Source organism: Lacrimispora sp., assembly GCF_032078915.1.
Classification (GTDB): domain Bacteria; phylum Bacillota; class Clostridia; order Lachnospirales; family Lachnospiraceae; genus Lacrimispora.
The window spans coordinates 17,958-35,827 of record NZ_DAMAUN010000038.1; the positions used below are offsets into that span (position 1 = coordinate 17,958).

11 protein-coding genes and 1 pseudogene are annotated in these 17,870 nt (G+C 46.5%); all 12 read right to left on the bottom strand.

Features of this window, described 5'->3' with window-relative positions; translation table 11 throughout:
• Positions 1 to 150 precede the first annotated feature (150 nt).
• Complete coding sequence (locus RT269_RS15620) at positions 151 to 861, bottom strand: response regulator transcription factor (protein WP_313183904.1); 711 nt, start codon at positions 859 to 861, stop codon at positions 151 to 153.
• 2 nt (positions 862 to 863) lie between these two features.
• The gene (locus RT269_RS15625) at positions 864 to 3,557 is read right to left on the bottom strand and encodes a sensor histidine kinase KdpD (protein ID WP_313183906.1); all 2,694 of its coding nucleotides are present in this window, start codon (positions 3,555 to 3,557) and stop codon (positions 864 to 866) included.
• A gap of 29 nt (positions 3,558 to 3,586) precedes the next feature.
• A complete protein-coding gene (gene kdpC, locus RT269_RS15630; RefSeq protein ID WP_313183908.1) occupies positions 3,587 to 4,165 on the bottom strand; it encodes a K(+)-transporting ATPase subunit C in 579 nt (192 codons plus the stop codon).
• Positions 4,166 to 4,176: 11 nt separating this feature from the next.
• Entirely contained in the window at positions 4,177 to 6,234 is a 2,058-nt protein-coding gene (gene kdpB, locus RT269_RS15635) for a potassium-transporting ATPase subunit KdpB (RefSeq protein WP_313183909.1), read from the bottom strand.
• Positions 6,235 to 6,249: 15 nt separating this feature from the next.
• Positions 6,250 to 7,935 (bottom strand): potassium-transporting ATPase subunit KdpA, encoded by a 1,686-nt coding sequence (gene kdpA / locus RT269_RS15640; RefSeq protein WP_313183911.1) that lies wholly within the window; start codon positions 7,933 to 7,935, stop codon positions 6,250 to 6,252.
• 317 nt (positions 7,936 to 8,252) lie between these two features.
• On the bottom strand, positions 8,253 to 9,200 hold the full coding sequence (locus RT269_RS15645; RefSeq protein WP_313183912.1) for a transketolase family protein: 948 nt from the start codon (positions 9,198 to 9,200) through the stop codon (positions 8,253 to 8,255).
• A complete protein-coding gene (locus tag RT269_RS15650) occupies positions 9,185 to 10,024 on the bottom strand; it encodes a transketolase (RefSeq protein ID WP_313183947.1) in 840 nt (279 codons plus the stop codon). Before RT269_RS15650 ends, RT269_RS15645 begins: the two co-directional genes overlap by 16 nt.
• Positions 10,025 to 10,132: 108 nt before the next feature.
• Positions 10,133 to 11,485 carry a PTS ascorbate transporter subunit IIC gene (locus RT269_RS15655; RefSeq protein ID WP_313183914.1) on the bottom strand — a complete coding sequence of 451 codons (1,353 nt, stop codon included), beginning with the start codon at positions 11,483 to 11,485 and terminating at the stop codon, positions 10,133 to 10,135.
• 23 nt (positions 11,486 to 11,508) lie between these two features.
• A complete protein-coding gene (locus tag RT269_RS15660) occupies positions 11,509 to 11,790 on the bottom strand; it encodes a PTS sugar transporter subunit IIB (RefSeq protein WP_025230422.1) in 282 nt (93 codons plus the stop codon).
• Positions 11,791 to 11,810: 20 nt separating this feature from the next.
• Entirely contained in the window at positions 11,811 to 13,883 is a 2,073-nt protein-coding gene (locus RT269_RS15665) for a BglG family transcription antiterminator (RefSeq protein ID WP_313183915.1), read from the bottom strand.
• 204 nt (positions 13,884 to 14,087) lie between these two features.
• Positions 14,088 to 15,923 (bottom strand): alpha amylase C-terminal domain-containing protein, encoded by a 1,836-nt coding sequence (locus RT269_RS15670; protein ID WP_313183916.1) that lies wholly within the window; start codon positions 15,921 to 15,923, stop codon positions 14,088 to 14,090.
• A gap of 65 nt (positions 15,924 to 15,988) precedes the next feature.
• Positions 15,989 to 17,848 (bottom strand): annotated as a pseudogene (abc-f, locus tag RT269_RS15675) (ribosomal protection-like ABC-F family protein).
• Positions 17,849 to 17,870 lie beyond the last annotated feature (22 nt).

Below are 17,870 nucleotides of genomic sequence, written 5' to 3' on the forward strand. Positions count from 1 at the left end.
CAAATAGTCAATTGGATGTTCCCAATCCATTTCGCTGCCTGATGAGGGTCTATCCTTTATTCGTCAAAATTCTCCTCATTTAGAAACATTAGAATTTTATCACAAAATCATTTGCAAATCAAACCATTTAGACTCAAACGATATGTCTTTTTACCCTTCCTCCAATTCCTCCACCATCCGGTACCCGACGCCCATTTCCGTTAGAATATACTGGGGCGCTCCTGGATTTTCCTCTATCTTACGCCTTATATTCGCCATGTTGACGCGAAGGGTATGGCTTTCATCGGTATAGACTCCCCATATTTCCCGTATGATGAAATCATGGGTAAGCACCTTTCCGGCATTTTTAGAAAGTAAAACCAACAGCTTATATTCAATAGGTGTTAAATGGATTTTTTCTCCATCTTTGTATACGACCCGTTTGTTATAATCGATTTCCAGCTTCCCAGTGGTAAACATTTCATCCCCCACAGCTCCCGCTGCAGCCGATTGAGGGCTGTGCCGCATTGCCGTCCGGATACGGGCAAGGAGTTCTGAGGTTCCAAATGGTTTTACAATATAGTCATCAGCGCCAAAGTCAAGGGCAGCCACCTTCTCACGTTCGTGGCCACGGGCGGAAACCACAATCACAGGAGTCTTTGACCATTGACGTATCGTTTTAAGGATCTCTATACCATCAATATCCGGCAGGCCAAGATCCAGAAGGATGATATCAGGAACACGGGAGGTAAACAGGGAAAGCCCTTCCTTCCCTGTTTTGGCTTTAACCACCTGATAACCATTTGAGGTCAGAATGGCAGATATAAAATTGCAAATCGCATCTTCATCTTCAATGATCAGCACCATTGGTTTTATATCCATATTTATTCACTTCCTTTCAAAGGCAGAGTGAAGCAAAATACCGTTCCTCCGTCCTTTCTGTTTTCAGCCTCTAAGTTTCCCTGATGAGCATTGACAATGGTTTTGCAGATGGACAGGCCGATCCCCATTCCTCTTGAGGAATCCGCGCTCCTGCTTTCGTTTGGCTTATAACCTGCAAACAGACGGGGAAGATCTTCACTTAGAATTCCCCTCCCCCTGTCCAGCACTTCGAATCTTGCCCATGTTCCTTCCCTCTCCAAACGGACCTCAATGGAAGAATCGGCCGGAGAATATTTTATAGCGTTCTCAAGAAGGTTTATCAGCACCTGCACTATTAAGGTTCCATCCATTGGGACCTCTAAAAATTCCTCCGGGACATGAACATGAATTTTACTCTGGGGAAATCTTCGTTTGATACGGCTGACAGCCTCCCCTACGACCTCCTCCGCTGCCTCCGGGCTTTTCTTAAGATTGGAAGCATCTTCACTGATCCGTGTCACGGAAAGCAGATTTTCCACCATCCGTATGAGCCATTGTGATTCCTCCTGTATGTTGGCGATCAGGCTGTCCTTAGTATTTTCATCAAGCATCTTTCCGTTTTCCCGAATCACGGAGCTGGCACCCAGGATGCCTGCAAGAGGCGTGCGCAGATCATGGGATATTGCCCGCAAAAGGGTGCTTCGCATCTTTTCCTTTTCCGACTCCACCATCATGTTCCGCTGCTCATCGGAAAGGCGCTGCCGCTCCAGGGCCATAGCCACCTGGGATGCGATCATGCGTAAAAACAGGCGGGTATTATGGTCAAGGTTTCCTTTCCCACAGGAAATTCCCCAGACGGCAAGAACCTTTCCCTGAGAGATCACCGGCATATAAAACGCTGCCGCTCCCATCAGGGTATCGGTCCCTGCCCCTGCCCGCTTCTGGTTTAAAAATACCCAATGTGCAACCGCCTTCTCACCGGCGGAGTTTAAGACATCGGAACCGATATCATCTGCCGCCTGCACTGCTTCACCATTCGCCCCATGTTCAGGATCCGTGGTAAAAAAAATGATCGAACGTTCAAACAGCTTGACCACATAGTCGTTTGTAAGAGCCACGATCCGGTCAAGTCCCCTTGTGGCAAGAAGCTTCTTATTGATCTCATACAGGATTTCAGTGCGGTGTTCTCTTTTCACGGCCAGCCGGGCTTCCGCTTTCATGCGCACGGTCAAAGCGCTGGTAATTAAAGCGACTAACAGCATAATGACAAAGGTCAGGGGGTAGCCGGATTGAATCGCGTCTAAAGTGAAATAAGGCTCTGTAAAAAAGAAGTTAAAGGTCAGTACGCTTACTGCAGAAGCAAAAATTCCGTACCAATACCCTTCCGTCATTCGGGAAACCAGCAAAACGGAGAAGATATAAACCATAATAATATTCTGGTTCATAATATTGAGTCTGTTAAGCCAAAGAGACAGCAGGGTGGCACCGCCCAGAATAGAGAGTGTTTTCACGGTGTCCGTCCAGGAAAAATGAAAACTGTCATGTTTCACTTTTTTTCTTGGTTCCTTATAGTTGCGTTTGGCGACGCTCCCTGGTATGATGTGGATTTCTATGTTGGGTAAAAGAGAGATAAGCTTATCTTCAAAATCCATGTCAAACAGATTTTTCAGCGTTTTCTTATTTCTGCTTTTGCCCACCACGATGTTTGTGATACCGGAAAGCTTGGCATATTCCGATACGGTGGCAGCAATATCATGTCCGCTTAAGTTGACGATCTCAGCCCCAAGCTTCTCTGCCAGGTCCAGGTTCGCCCGGATGGTCTTTTGCTGTTCAGCGCTAAGGCCCTCGCTTTCCGTACTCTCCACGTATAAGGCGGCCCAGCTGGCGTGAAATGCTTCCGCCGCCCGCGCTGTCCAACGGATGCATTTTGCCGATGAAGGAGAAGCGCCGATGCAGACAAGCAGCTTGGTGTTAGCCATTTTATCGGATAAGCTCCGCTCACTCTGATTCTCCGAGCTGATCTTATCCGCAGCGTAGCGCAGGGCGATCTCCCGCAAGAGCCGCAGGTTATCCTGTGTAAAAAAGTTCTGCATGGCCGTTTCCGCCCGGTCAGTGCGGTAAATCTTACCTCCTTCCAGGCGGCGCAGCAGCTCGTCCGGTTCAATATCCACCAGTTCGATTTTCTCCGCCCGGTCAAAGATATAATCCGGTACCGTTTCCCGGACCCTTACCTTTGTGATGTTCTCGATCACATCATTCAGGCTTTCCATGTGCTGAACATTCACGGTTGTATAAACATCGATCCCTGCTCCCAGAAGCTCTTCAATGTCCTGATAACGCTTTTTATTCCTCCCTCCCTCTGCATTGGTATGGGCCAGCTCATCCACAAGAATCAATTCCGGTTTAAGTTCCAGAGCCTTGTCTAAGTCGAATTCCTTTAGCTCCATATTGCGGTATGATACGGTTTCAGGCGGAAGCACCGGCAGACCATGCAGTTTCTGCATGGTCTCAGGACGGGTATGAGGCTCGATATAGCCGACTAAAACGTCGATCCCGCTTTTTAGGCGTTCCTTTGCGTCGTCAAGCATTGCATAGGTTTTTCCCACACCGGCAGCATATCCAAAAAATATTTTTAACCTGCCCGGCCTTTGATCCCGGTGCGTCTGAATATCCTCTAAAATCGCGTCAGGGTCAGGTCTGTAATCAAATGCTTCCATCCATATGCCACCACCTTACTTTTTAGATATCATACCACTTTTTTTATCTGCAGCAAACCATCAAGAGCCAAATTCACCTTTAAAACATTGACGCCCGGTTCCCCGATAAATCCAAGAAAGCTCCCCTTTGTACAGGTCTTGATAATGCCTCTCACTTCATCCTCTGTCAAATTCCTGGCGGCTGCAATCCTTTTCACCTGGTATTCTGCCGCTTCAGGGGAGATATGAGGATCAACGCCGCTTCCTGATGCCGTAACCAGATCCACGGGAATATCTTCCTGATTACCGAGGTCAAAGGAATGCCACCAGTTTATGCGCTCTAAAACAAGGGTTTGCTGCTCTTTGCTGACAGGGGAGAGGTTTGACACGCCGGAGGGCCTTCCAACAAGATATTGGGGCTTTGTAAACTCCTGGGCCAGCAGCTGGGATCCATATATCTTTTGTGTTCCGTCCTCTTGGGTGACAACGATCATGCTGCCGTTTGCCTGATCCGGAAACAGCAGCTGGGCAGCCCCCGTAACTGCAGCCGTATAAATGATACCGCACAATATGGTCATTATGCCAAAGCATACAACAGCGGTTCTGAATAATTCTATGATTTTTATCATTCTTATTTACCTCACGCAAGACCGCAAGCGGTCAGAATCATATCTATCAGCTTGATTGCGAGAAAAGGCGCGCAGATTCCGCCCAGGCCATAGACCAGCAGGTTTCTTGTCAGCAGCTTTTCAGCCGGCAGCTCCCGGTATTTAACTCCTTTAAGAGCCAGGGGAATCAGTGCAATAATGATCAGCGCATTATAAATGATCGCTGAAAGCATGGCACTTTTGGCGCTGGTCAGGCTCATAAAATTCAGGGCTTCCAGCTGAGGATAAATGCCAAAAAACAGTACAGGAATGATGGCAAAATACTTTGCCACATCGTTTGCCACACTAAAGGTCGTCAAAGAGCCTCTAGTCATCAAAAGCTGTTTGCCGATCCGGACAATATCGATGAGCTTGGTAGGACTGGAATCCAAATCCACCATGTTTCCTGCCTCCTTGGCAGCCTGGGTTCCTGAATTCATAGCCACCGCAACATCTGCCTGAGCCAGGGCAGGAGCATCATTTGTGCCGTCTCCGGTCATTGCGACCAGATGGCCTTTGGCCTGGTAATCACGGATGAGGGCCAGTTTTGCTTCCGGCGTAGCCTCCGCAAGAAAGTCATCAACGCCTGCCTCTGCAGCGATCGCTGCCGCTGTCATGGGATTGTCGCCGGTGATCATAATGGTCTTGATGCCCATTTTACGCAGATCCTCAAAACGTTCTTTTACGCCGTTTTTTACGATGTCCTTTAAATAGACCACGCCCATCACCTGATTGTTTTTTGCCACCACAAGAGGAGTACCTCCTGCCTCGGCGACACGCTTTACAAGCTTTTCACATTCCTCCTGGTAATTGCCTCCCTTTTCCAGCACATAGGCTTTGATGGTATCAGCAGCACCTTTCCGGATCTCGTTTCCCTGATAGTCGATGCCGCTCATCCTTGTTTTTGCTGTAAATTCCACAAAGCTTGCCCCCAGGGACGAAAGCTCCCTGCCCCGTATCCCAAACCGTTCCTTTGCCAGGACCACAATGCTTCTTCCTTCCGCCGTCTGGTCTGCAAGAGAGGAAAGCTGGGCCGCATCGGCAAGCTCCTGCTCTGTGACGCCGGCCACTGGCAGAAATTCGCTGGCCTGGCGGTTTCCAAGGGTAATGGTCCCGGTCTTATCAAGCAGCAGTACATCCACATCCCCGGCTGCTTCAATGGCCCGCCCGCTCATTGCCAGAACATTGGCCTGATTTAAGCGGCTCATGCCCGCAATGCCGATGGAGGATAGAAGCGCACCAATGGTAGTAGGCGCGAGGCATACCAAAAGGGCAATGACATTGGTGATGGAGATGGCGGAGCCAGACCCTGCCTGGAGGCTTGCAAAGCCGGTAAAAGGCCGCAAGGCTGCCGTAACCACAAGAAAAATGATGGTAAGGGTTATGAGCAAAATCTGCAAAGCCACTTCATTAGGTGTTTTCTTTCTGGCCGCACCTTCCACCATGGATATCATTTTATCGAGAAAGCTTTCTCCTGCTTCCGCCGTTACTTCGATGATCAGCCAGTCAGAAACCAGGGTGGTTCCCCCTGTTACAGCACTTCGGTCTCCGCCGGATTCCCGGATGACCGGCGCAGATTCCCCGGTAATGGCACTTTCGTCCACAGAGGCTGCCCCATCGATCACTTCCCCATCCATTGGAACCTGCTCTCCTGCCCTGACATATACGATATCTCCTTTTTTCAGGGCATTGGAAAGAACCTCCGTATAATCGTCTATATTGGATGGCGTTTTCAGTTTTCTTGCCTTTACGTCCTTTTTGGCACTGCGCAGGCTGTCCGCCTGTGCCCGCCCCCGCCCCTCTGCAATCGCTTCTGCAAAGTTTGCAAACAGGACGGTAAACCATAAAATCAGGGATATGGTTAAGGTATAACCCGAATTTTCATCCTTAAGTCCTGCAAAGGAAAGAAAATATAAAACGCCGGTTAGGACTGCTCCTATATAAACGACCAGCATGACAGGATTTTTCACCTGCACCCTGGGAGACAGCTTTACAAAGGACTGTCTCAGCGCATCATAAAAGATGCTTTTATCAACACTCTTTTTTTCCATTCTAATCACCTTCTGTCACTGCATTGTAAAGAAATCGGCTATGGGACCAAGGGCCAGCGCCGGCAAAAAGCTAAGCGCACCGATGATAAGGATAACTCCGGTCAGAAGTCCTATAAATATGCCGTTGCTTGTGGACAATGTGCCCTCACTGACGGCTACGGCCTTCTTCTTTGCCATATTGCCGGCAAGGAAAATGACGGCTGTCATGGGAACGAACCGAACCATCAGCATAATGATCCCGCCTAAAATATTGGTAAACGGGGTATTCCCGTAAAATCCTCCAAAGGAACTGCCATTGTTATTCGCCATGGAAGAAAAGGCATACAAAATCTCTGAAAATCCATGGGCTCCTGAATTGGTCAGCCATGACCGGACACCAGGCATGGAGACGGCTGCGGAAGTTCCTATGAGCGTCAGCAGCGGGGGGACGAGGACAATTAAGCAAACCATCTTCATATCAAAAGGTTCTACCTTTTTTCCCAGATACTCCGGAGTCCTGCCAACCATCAAACCCGCAATAAATACGGTAAGAAGTACAAATGCAAGCATTCCATAAAGTCCGCTTCCCACGCCGCCAAATACTATTTCCCCAAGCTGCATAAGGAACATGGAAACCATTCCCCCAAGGGGCGTAAGGCTGTCATGCATGGCGTTTACGGAGCCGTTTGATGCCGCCGTGGTCACCACTGCCCATAAAGAGGAAGCACCAACGCCGTGAATTACCTCCTTGCCTTCCATGCTGCCGGAAGCTGCTGCATGTTCAAACACAGGGGCCGAGAACTGCTCGCTGACGGTCATGGCACCAAGAGCTGCGGCAAAGAAAATCATCATGGCAATATAAATTGACCGCCCCTGCCTGCCGTCTTTTACCGCCCTTCCAAAGCTTACGCAAAGCGCCGCAGGAATCAGCAGAATAGATAAAACCTGTATCAGGTTCGAGAAGGCAGTTGGATTCTCAAGAGGAAACGCAGAGTTCATCCCAAAGAAGCCGCCTCCGTTTGTTCCAAGCTGTTTGATCGCGATCTGGCTTGCCGCAGGGCCTAAGGGTATTGTCTGCAAGGCTCCATTTTCCAGCGTGGCAGCTTCTTTATAGGAGCCAAACGTCTGTACCACCCCCTGGGAAACAAGCAGCAAAGCCACGAGAAAAGAAATCGGGATCAGGATATAAAGCGTGGACCTTATTAAATCTGCCCAGAAATTTCCAATGGTTTTTTTCTGTTTCAGGACAAAGCCTCTGATCAAGGCAAAGAGTACGGCGATCCCCGTTGCCGCCGACACGAAGTTCTGGACAGCAAGACCTGAAAACTGGGTGAAATAAGACAGGGTGGATTCGCCTGAATAGGACTGCCAGTTGGTGTTGGAAACAAAGCTGGCGGCTGTGTTAAAAGCCAGATGCCAGCTGGCTCCTTTCATTCCCTCCGGATTAAATGGCAGAACCCCCTGCAGCATCAGTAAACTGAAAAGAAAAACAAAGCCTGCCCCGCTGAATAAAAAAACGGAAAGCGCATACTTGCCTGCGTTCATCTCATCCTCGGCGGCAATGCCCATAAGCTTATAAACCCCCTTTTCCACAGGAGCGAAGGCAGGTGTTAAGAATACCCTTTGCCCTGTCATAACCTTGTATATATAAATGCCCAAAGGAAGGGACAATCCAACTAAAACAGCAATATAAAATATATCCTGCAAAACAATATGGCTCATAGCTGATCACCTCGAAATAGAATGTAAAATAAATAAATTAACAATGAAACACCGATAATGCTTACCAGCATCAAAATAGCTCCCATGATTTCCTCTCCTGATCCTTTTATTTTCCTTCTCCCTATGCTCACAATCATATCAGAGAAAAAATCAAGACGGTGTTAAAATGAAATGGTGCCATGTCAAGAAGTTGTCAAGATGATACGGCTCCCCTCCGTCCAACGCTTCCATGCAGCCTTCCCTGAAAAACTGCATAAAAAACACACCAGGGTCCATTTTCCTCCATGGTGTGTCTTCTTTAAATATTGTAAAACGTATTATTTCCGCTTATAAAAATCAAGAATGCGATTTGCCAGGCTTTCTGAATCCAGCTCATGCTCTCTTAGCAGTTCCCTTGCAGATCCGGATCTTCCATAGACGTCATTTACACCTATTTTTAAAACTGGGACCGGATAATGCTCAGACAGGGCATCACACACCGCGCTTCCTAATCCGCCGATAATGGAATGCTCCTCCACTACTGCTATTTTTCCTGTCTTTTTTGCTGACTGAATCACTAAATCCTTATCGAGGGGCTTAATGGTATGGATATTTATTATTTGTGCCTGAAGCCCATTTTCCGCCAATACCTTCTCTGCCTCCAGCACTTCATTTACCAGGATTCCATTTGCAATGACAGTGATATCCCTGCCCTCTTTTAATACGACTCCTTCCCCAATTTCAAAATGATAGTCTTCCCTCTCATTAACAGAAGGAACAGGGACTCTTCCAAATCTTAAATAAACAGGCCCTTTATGGTTATACGCTGCCTTTACCGCCGCTTTTGTTTCTATGTCATCCGAAGGACATATGACAACCATTCCCGGTATGGTCCTCATGAGAGCAAAGTCCTCATTGCATTGATGTGTGGCCCCATCCTCTCCTACAGAGATCCCTCCGTGAGTGGCTCCGATTTTTACATTTAAACCGGGGTATCCAATGGAATTGCGTATCTGTTCAAACCCACGGCCTGCCGTAAACATGGCAAAGGAACTGGCAAAGGGAATCTTACCTGTTAAAGACAAGCCCGCGGCAACCCCCATCATATTGCACTCTGCTATCCCGCAGTCGATATGTCTGTCAGGAAATGCCTTTTTAAAATAAGCGGTCTTTGTTGCAGAAGCCAGATCAGCATCCAATACAAGTAAATCTTCATGGATATTGCCTAATTCCACTAATGCTTCGCCATAACTGTCCCTGGTTGCCTTCTTTATGATCCCTGACATAACAACTTCCTTTCCCTTTCCAATTCGTCCATAGCAAGCTGATACTGTTCTTCATTCAGTACGCCGCTATGCCAGGACAAATTATCTTCCATAAATGAGATGCCTTTTCCCTTTATTGTCTTCGTAATAATGACCGTTGGTTTCCCTTTCACCTGCTTTGCCGTCAGAAAGGCTTCTTCCAGTTCCTCAAAGTTATGGCCATTGACTGTCACGGCATGAAACCCAAAAGCCTCAAACTTCTTGTCAATGGGATAAGGAGAACAGATCTCCTCAACGGTTCCGTCTATCTGGAGTTTGTTATTATCTACAATCACCACCAGATTGTCTAATTTCCTGTGGGCTGCAAACATGGCAGCTTCCCATACCTGCCCTTCCTGTATTTCCCCGTCACCTGCCAACGCATAGACGCGGTAGTTTTTTAAAGACAGCTTCCCTGACAAAGCCATCCCGGCAGCAACCGAGATACCCTGTCCCAAAGAGCCGCTGGACATATCCACGCCAGGCGTTTTCTTCATATCCGGATGCCCCTGTAACCTGGAACCTATTTTCCGAAAAGTCGATAATTCATCCACAGGAAAGAATCCACGGTTAGCCAGTACTGCATAGTACCCTGGCGTTATATGACCCTTTGATAAGATAAACCGGTCCCGGTCCTCCTTTCCCGGGTCTTTTTCATCAATATTCAACTCTTTAAAAAACAGATACGTCAGTATTTCCGCTGCGGATAAGGACCCTCCCGGGTGTCCGCAGCCTGCATGATATACGGCATCAATGATTCCCTTGCGGATATCATTGGCTATTAATTGCAGCTCCTTATACTCCATTCCAATCCCTCTTTCTTTAATCTCTGACAGAAAATCCTGTCTTCCGGTGAAAGAAGAGCTGTAATGCTTAAACATACCATCAAGCATTACAGCCTTCCTCTTTATGTATCATGATTCCGTTTCTTTTCTCCCAGGTTTCTTAATTGAGACAGCAATCATGACTGCCAATACCCCAAATACGAATATGGCAGCAGCTATAGGCCCTAATTGCCCTGCTTTACCGATTAAGAATCCGGAGGCTATAAAATCCAGATCAGAGAAGGTTGTTCCCTGGTAACCCAGATCACCAAGCAATGGCATTAAGAGAAGGGGAGCAAAGGTCAGCATTAAACCGTTTATAAAGGATCCGAATACAGCTCCTTTTACCCCTCCGTTGGCATTGCCGAAAACTCCTGCCGTAGCGCCGCAGAAGAAGTGGGGCACAACTCCCGGCAATATGATGATTCCTCCGGTAAGAATAAGCATTATCATACCTACGATCCCGCCTACAAAACTGGAGAAGAAACCAATTAATACAGCATTTGGAGCAAAGGTATACACAATCGGGCAGTCTAACGCCGGTTTCGCATTGGGAATCAGCCTTTCCGAAATACCCTTGAATGCCGGCACAATTTCTGCAAGGATCAGACGCACTCCCTGTAAAATGATAAATACTCCTGCCGCAAACTGAATTCCTTTTGTAATGGAAAACATAATGTAATTCGTTCCGTCCGACCAGTTGTTCTTTACATAGTCCGGTCCGCAAAAGAGTGCAAGGATCAGATAAAAGATAACCATAGTCAGGGAAATAGAAACGGAACTGTCTCTTAAAAATGCAAGTGATTTCGGGAATTCTATCTCTTCCGTGGACTTAGAATTTTTCCCTACTAATTTACCGATCATTGCAGAAGACCAATATCCGATGGTGCTGAAATGTCCGAAAGCTACATCATCGGATTTCGTTATCTTTTTCATCGTTGGCTGTGCCAGGGCAGGGAACAGCACCATAACAATTCCAAGGGCAACCGCTCCCACAACTACTGTCGCAGCGGTAGACATGCCGATGGTAATTAAGATAACACCAATCATACAAGCCATATAAAGAGTATGATGTCCTGTGAGAAAAACATATTTAAACCTGGTAATACGGGCAATTAAGATATTGGCGAACATACCGAAAAACATGATCAGGGCAGTAACCTGACCATACTCTTTTAATGCCACCGCAATAATTGCCTCGTTATTAGGCACAACTCCTGCCGTATGAAATGCCTCCTGAAACATTCCTCCCAACGGGGCCAGGGATGTGACGATCACATCTGCTCCTGCGGATAACACGATAAAACCAAGAAATGATTTTATCGTACCTCTGATGGTATCTGCCGCGGGTTTCTTTTGCAGCAATAAACCAATCAATGCAATTAATGCCACTAATACTGCAGGGGTCGAAAGAATTTCCTGTATTATATTTAAAACAGCCATTGTCTTCTCCTCTCTTTGCGCAATTAGATTACATTCAGTTTCCTTAAGGACTCTTCCAATTTTTCCTTCAGTTCTTTTTTATCCAGCAGGTTATCAAGCTCTACGACTCCTTTCAAATGGGTCATTGCCATTGCGATGTCTCTTCCTGCAATAAAGATATCTGCCGCCCCAGGTGTCGCACCCCCTAAATCACTGTGATCCACCTCAATTCCTGCTGCCCCGATCTCCTTTAACACATTTTTTATATTCATTTCCATCATAAAACTGCTTCCAAGCCCTGAACCGCAAACCGCCAATATCTTCATATGACATTTACCTCGTTTTTTTATTCTTCATCAATATCAAGCAATTGGAGGACCTCCTCCACTGAGTTACAAGCTAAAAATTGTTCCCTGGTATCTTCATTGGTTAAAATATTAGATAGTTGGGCAAGCGCTCTTAAATGCGTGTGATTATCAATCGCTGCCATGGTAATGAAAACCTTGACTGGCTTTTGGGGATTATCCAGCACGCAAACCTCTTCTTCCAGCTTTAAAAAACTCATTCCCAGTTTATTGACCCCTGTTTGATTCTGTGCATGGGGGATCGCTACATAGGGGCATATTACGATATAGGGACCATAGCCCTTTACATTGTCTATCATTGCATTGATATAAGCTTTTGTTATGGAACCATTCTCCAATAAAGGCCTTGCCCCCAGCCAGATTGCTTCCTCCCAACTGTTCACACGGGAAGCAAATTGTATGGTTTCCTTCGTAAGAAGGTCTTTTATCACAGGTAATCCTCCTTCTCTGCCGCTTTCTTTTTTATACTTCTTCTGCAAGAGGTTCTTTAAGTCGCTGCTTAATCCCTTCTGATCATGAATCACTGCGTATTTCTCTACGACTTCCAAAATGGAATGAACTGTTACATTAGCTTCTGATTTGATTCCGAATACCGAAGAATATACCGCTTCACTCATTATAAATTTTTCTTCCACCGTTAAAATGGGGGAGGAGAGGAACAAATACTTCTCTTCAGGCACATCGATCCCCTCGGTAGTGGAAAAAACCATGTCATAGGTTTCAACCGGAATCCTTTTAAACTCTTCTGCATTGCAGGTGGCCACAAAGTGTATTTCGGGAAATACTTTTATTAATTGGTTTTTCATCATAACAGAGCTTGCAAGTCCGTTCTGGCATACGATGATCGCTCTTTTTCTGATCTTATCCTGATCCGGCAAATCCATTACCGTCATAAAATGCAAGGCAATATAGGCAATCTCATCATCGGGAATCAAGCAGTCCAAATAGTCCCCAAAAGGCTCCAGCACGAATCTGCATATGTCAAATACCTCTCCGTACTCTTTTTTAACCTGCATCAATGCCGGATTCACTACCGGTATTCCATACTTCAGCCGAAAATAGGCCAAACGTAAATGCATCAGCATGTTTTCTGTTATGCCCGCCTTTTTCTGCACCACGGTACCTGTGATAACTTCAAAACGGTTGATCAGGCTTTGGCACATCTCCTGTAAAAATATGCTCTCCTGATCGTAAAGCTGGAAATACATGTTATCTCCCAAAGTCACGCTTAACAAAAGTACAAATAAATAGTCAATCTCTTCTTTGGACAAATGAAACGTCAGTGACTCATAAAAAGCTGTTACAGCTGCATAAAGAGGGAGGTGGTTCCACATGGGTTCATGGATCAGGGGGGATACGTATGTAATTGACTGACAGTGATAGGGCAGTAAGCTGATAAAATAGATCACCAGGGTTCGATATTCCTTCATGATCGGCAGATTAAATTCCTTAATCAAGGACTCTGTCTTGTCTTTTGTTTCTTCAAATACAGCATCATAGGAATTGTCCGACACTGCCAGTGAGATCAGTTCTTTACATAAAAAGTTATCTTTCAGGTTAATAATTGACAGCAATACCAGAGATCGGATTTTAATGGGCTCACCTTCAAAGTAATAGCCCGATTTTCGTGAGTATTTTAATTCCACCTTGTACTGACTGCCTATCCTTGCAATCTTTCTTAAATCACCTAAGACCGTATTCTTGCTTGATTGCAGCTTCGTAATAAAATGATTCAACCCCAAAGGTTCCCTTGTACAAAAAATCTGAATACAGATCAACCAGATTTTATTTTCCCCATTAACAATGAATTTCTGATGGGGCAGGTTTAGCTTCGTTACTTTGTCAATTGTCTCCTTATTAATCAGAAATCTCCCTCTCGACAATCTGATTAATTCAATCTCATTTTCTTTCAGCAGCTCATTGATCTTACTCACATCATATTCAATCTGCCTTTTGGAACATCCTAATAAATCCATGGCTTTGCTAACAGAAAAATTTCTGTCACTCAGTAAATACTGCAATAAATTGAACGCGCGCTTTTCAATAACTTGCATTGCCCCACCTCTTTTATGCAATATATCACTGGCTTTCATGAATTATTATAATTAAACTTTATTTTCTACCTTAATTGATACCTAAATTTGTCTTTTAAAAACAAACAAAAATGTGCTCATAAAAAATACATAAAAAATAAGGGCAATCCATTGATTGCCCTCAAAAACATCATAACCGTAAATAACTTTTTCAAATACCACGGATCATTTCTTGCCCATGAGCACCACGATGGACCTGGGCGGAACCAGAAACCGTTTCCCTTCTGCCACAGGCTCCTTACCTTCCGGGTACATGCCGTTTTCTTCCCCCTCATCTGTATGAAAGACCACATGCCATTGCTCCTTCTTAGGCAGATTAGGGAGATCAAATTCGTGGGGCTCCCAGTGCATATTATAAGCCACATAAAAGTTGCCGTCAGCAGTCCCATCCGGTTTTCTTCCATATTCCCCATAGTAAAAGATTCCAAGCTGGCGCCGGAAATTATCAAATTCCGGGCACCATGCCTTTACTCCATGATAGGAAACATCAGGGAACCCACACGCCAGATAGTCCATGATCCTTGGCTCCTTCGGCATATGGAACACTGGATGAGCCTTCCGAAATGCGATCACTGCCTTTACAAATTCCAGGATATCCTGATTGGTCTTAACCAGATTCCAGTTCAGCCACGACACTTCATTATCCTGGCAATATGCATTATTATTGCCTGACTGGGAATTGCCGAATTCATCTCCAGCCATAATAAGGGGCGTTCCCTGGCTTAAAAGCAAAAGAAGGAATGCGTTTCTCAGCTGCTTTTTCCGAAGTTCCACCACCTTTTTCCGCTTTGTCGGCCCTTCGACGCCGCAGTTCCAGGAATAATTATAGGGATTGCCATCCTGGTTTTTCTCTCCGTTTTCCTCATTATGTTTGGTATCATATGATACCATATCCATCATGGAAAATCCGTTGGTATTGGCCATATAATTAATGACGCCGCATCCTGCCGGATTACTTCTGGTGCGGAAAGCAAGGTTTTTCATCTGTTCCTCGTCACCCTTTAATACCCGGCGCATATCCACCTGAAAGCCGTCGTTATACTCCCCTAAGTGCTTAACCTTTCCTTCAAAGGCCGGGTCCCAGGAAACCGCAAACAGCTTGATCCGGCTTAGATAGGGATCCCGTTCAAGAAGGTCCAGGGGCGGGTTTCCCACAAGATGGATCCCGTCCACATGAAATTCATCCGCCCAGAACCGTACTGCATCAAGAACAAAGGAGGGCGGTTCCTTTCCGGTAAAGAAAAGCTCCACAATCAACTCAAGACCCTCCTTATGAAGAGCCTTCACAAGACCTTTGAACTCCAAAACCGGGTCCTTTATAGAGGCGTAGGAAGCCTTTGGAGCAAAATAAAAGCCTGATGTATATCCCCAATAATTCAATTTTCCAACCGGTTTATCCACACCAAACGGGTTCCCTTGCACAGATTCCTGCATGATGACCTCGGAAAATTCATTCACCGGCATAAGCTCCACCGCAGTAATGCCCAGTTCCTTCAAATAAGGGATCTTTTCCCGTATGGCATCAAAGGTCCCTCTGTTCTTTACTTTGGAAGAGATGTGCTTAGTAAAACCCCGGTTATGGAGCCGATATATGATACTGTCCTCATACGGAATCTGAAGAAGCTTATCCTCTTCCCAGTCAAAATCAGAAAACTCCATGGGAGTTCTTAAAATAGCGGAAGCGCGTTCAAGATCCCCCCATTCCTCACGTCCGGTAAATCGCTTTCCATAAGGATCAGAAAACAGTTTTCCATCGATTTCAAAGCAGTATTCCAGGTTTTCAAAATCCTCTCCCAGAATGGTCATGCTCCAAACATCACCTTTTCTGGACTCTGCAGGAAAAGTGAGGGTCTGGACCGGCGTTTCTTCTCCGGCCTTATACATCAGGACCCTGCACTCCTCTCCTTGCGCAGCCACACACAGGCGGATTCCGCCGGATACCCTTGAGAGCCCCATAGAATAGGTTCCCATCTCATGCTTTGCAATCCTGTACTGTACCATATCGCTTTTCTCCTCCGTCTCTTGGTCCGATCCCGGAATGGTTCCTGCTGAATTTTATCGTGCTTCTATTGGTTCTCAATCTGTTCTGCCAGGTCGTTTAGATACATCCAGCGCTCCATTTTTTCTTCCAGCAGCCTTTCCTGCTCTGTCTTTTCTTCCATCAGCGCATTCAGCCTGCTGTAATCGCTGGCAGCTTCTCCCATCTGACTGTCCAGGGCTTCGATCTTTCCTTCCAGGGCCGCTAAATCCTCCTCTATGGTTTCCCACTCCCTTTGTTCCTTAAAGGAAAATTTTAGCTTTCTCTCTCCCTTTGGCTTTTCCTTGGTCTTCTTTTCCGTGGCTTCCGAACTTTTTGCAGCTTCCTCATCCTGACCTGGAAGACCTTCCGGATACTTCTCCTGAAATGCCGCCTGCTACTCAGTAAAGCCTCCGTCATACTGGGTCACCCGGCCCTGGCCCTCAAAGGCAAAGATCCGGCGCACTACCCGGTCAAGAAAATACCGGTCATGGGATACCGTGACTACAATCCCCTGAAAGCTGTCAAGATAATCCTCTAAGATCGTCAGCGTCTGGATATCCAGATCATTGGTCGGCTCGTCAAGCAAAAGCACATTCGGCGCTTCCATCAGGATCCGGAGCAGATAAAGCCTTCTTTTCTCCCCGCCGGACAGCTTGCTGACGGTGGTGAACTGAACGCTTGAAGGAAACAGAAAGCGTTCCAGCATCTGAGAGGCGCTGACACTTCCATCCTTTGTCTTTACATACTCTGCTACGTTCCGGATGTAGTCAATGACCTTTACACTGCCATCCACGTCTTCGCTCTCCTGAGAAAAATATCCCATTTTCACAGTCTGCCCTATGGTGACCGTCCCGGCGTCAGGCTCCAGCCACCCTGCTATGATCTTCATCAGCGTGGACTTACCGCTTCCATTCGGCCCGATGATGCCGATGCGGTCATTTTTTAAGAACACATAGGTAAAGTCCTTCATGAGAACCTTTTCCCCAAAGGCTTTGTTGATCTCATTAAGTTCCACTGTGGTACGCCCCAGACGGCTTGAAACAGAATCCAGTTCCACCGTCTGATCGATCTTAATCCCCTCCTGGTCACGAAGGTTCTCATAGCGCTGGATATGGGCCTTCTGCTTGGTAGAACGCGCTCTGGCGCCCCGCTGCATCCACTCTAACTCCACTTTAAGGATGGACTGGCGTTTCCGCTCTGTGGCCGCCTCCATGTCCATACGCTCTGCCTTCAGCTTTAAATACCCTTCATAACACCCCAGGGTGCCCTCTCTGTCGGCTCCACCGCCATTCACCTTGTTCTCCTGATAGTTGTAGAGCTTTCCCTTATCCAGCTCTACAATCCGGTTGGTAACGCTGTCCAAAAAATACCGGTCATGGGTTACCATCAAAAGTGCCCCTCTAAAACGCTTTAAATAGTCCTCCAGCCACTCCGCCATGCTGCTGTCTAAATGGTTGGTCGGCTCGTCAAGAACCAGTAAGTCGGTATTCCCAAGAAGAACGCTGACTAACGCCACTCGTTTTCTCTGTCCTCCTGATAAGGTCTCCACCTTGGAATCAAAGTCCGAAAATCCCAGTCTGGTCAGCATGGCCTTTGCCTGGCTTTCCAGGTCCCAGACATGCTCATGCCCTTCATTGTCCCGGACAATGCTCTCTAAAATGGTATCACCTTCATGGAAGATTGGATTCTGAGACAGAAAACGGATATCTAAATTCCGCCCCTTGACCACAGTCCCCTGATCCGGCTCCTCAAGACCTGCCACGATCCGGAGCAATGTGGATTTCCCGGTTCCATTAATGCCGATCAACCCGATCTTTTCCCCTTCATTGATGCTGAAGCTGGTATCATCAAAAAGCAGACGTTCCGTATATGATTTTGTTAAATGTTCAATCGTCAGTAAATTCATTCCTTATCGTTCTCTCCTGTCT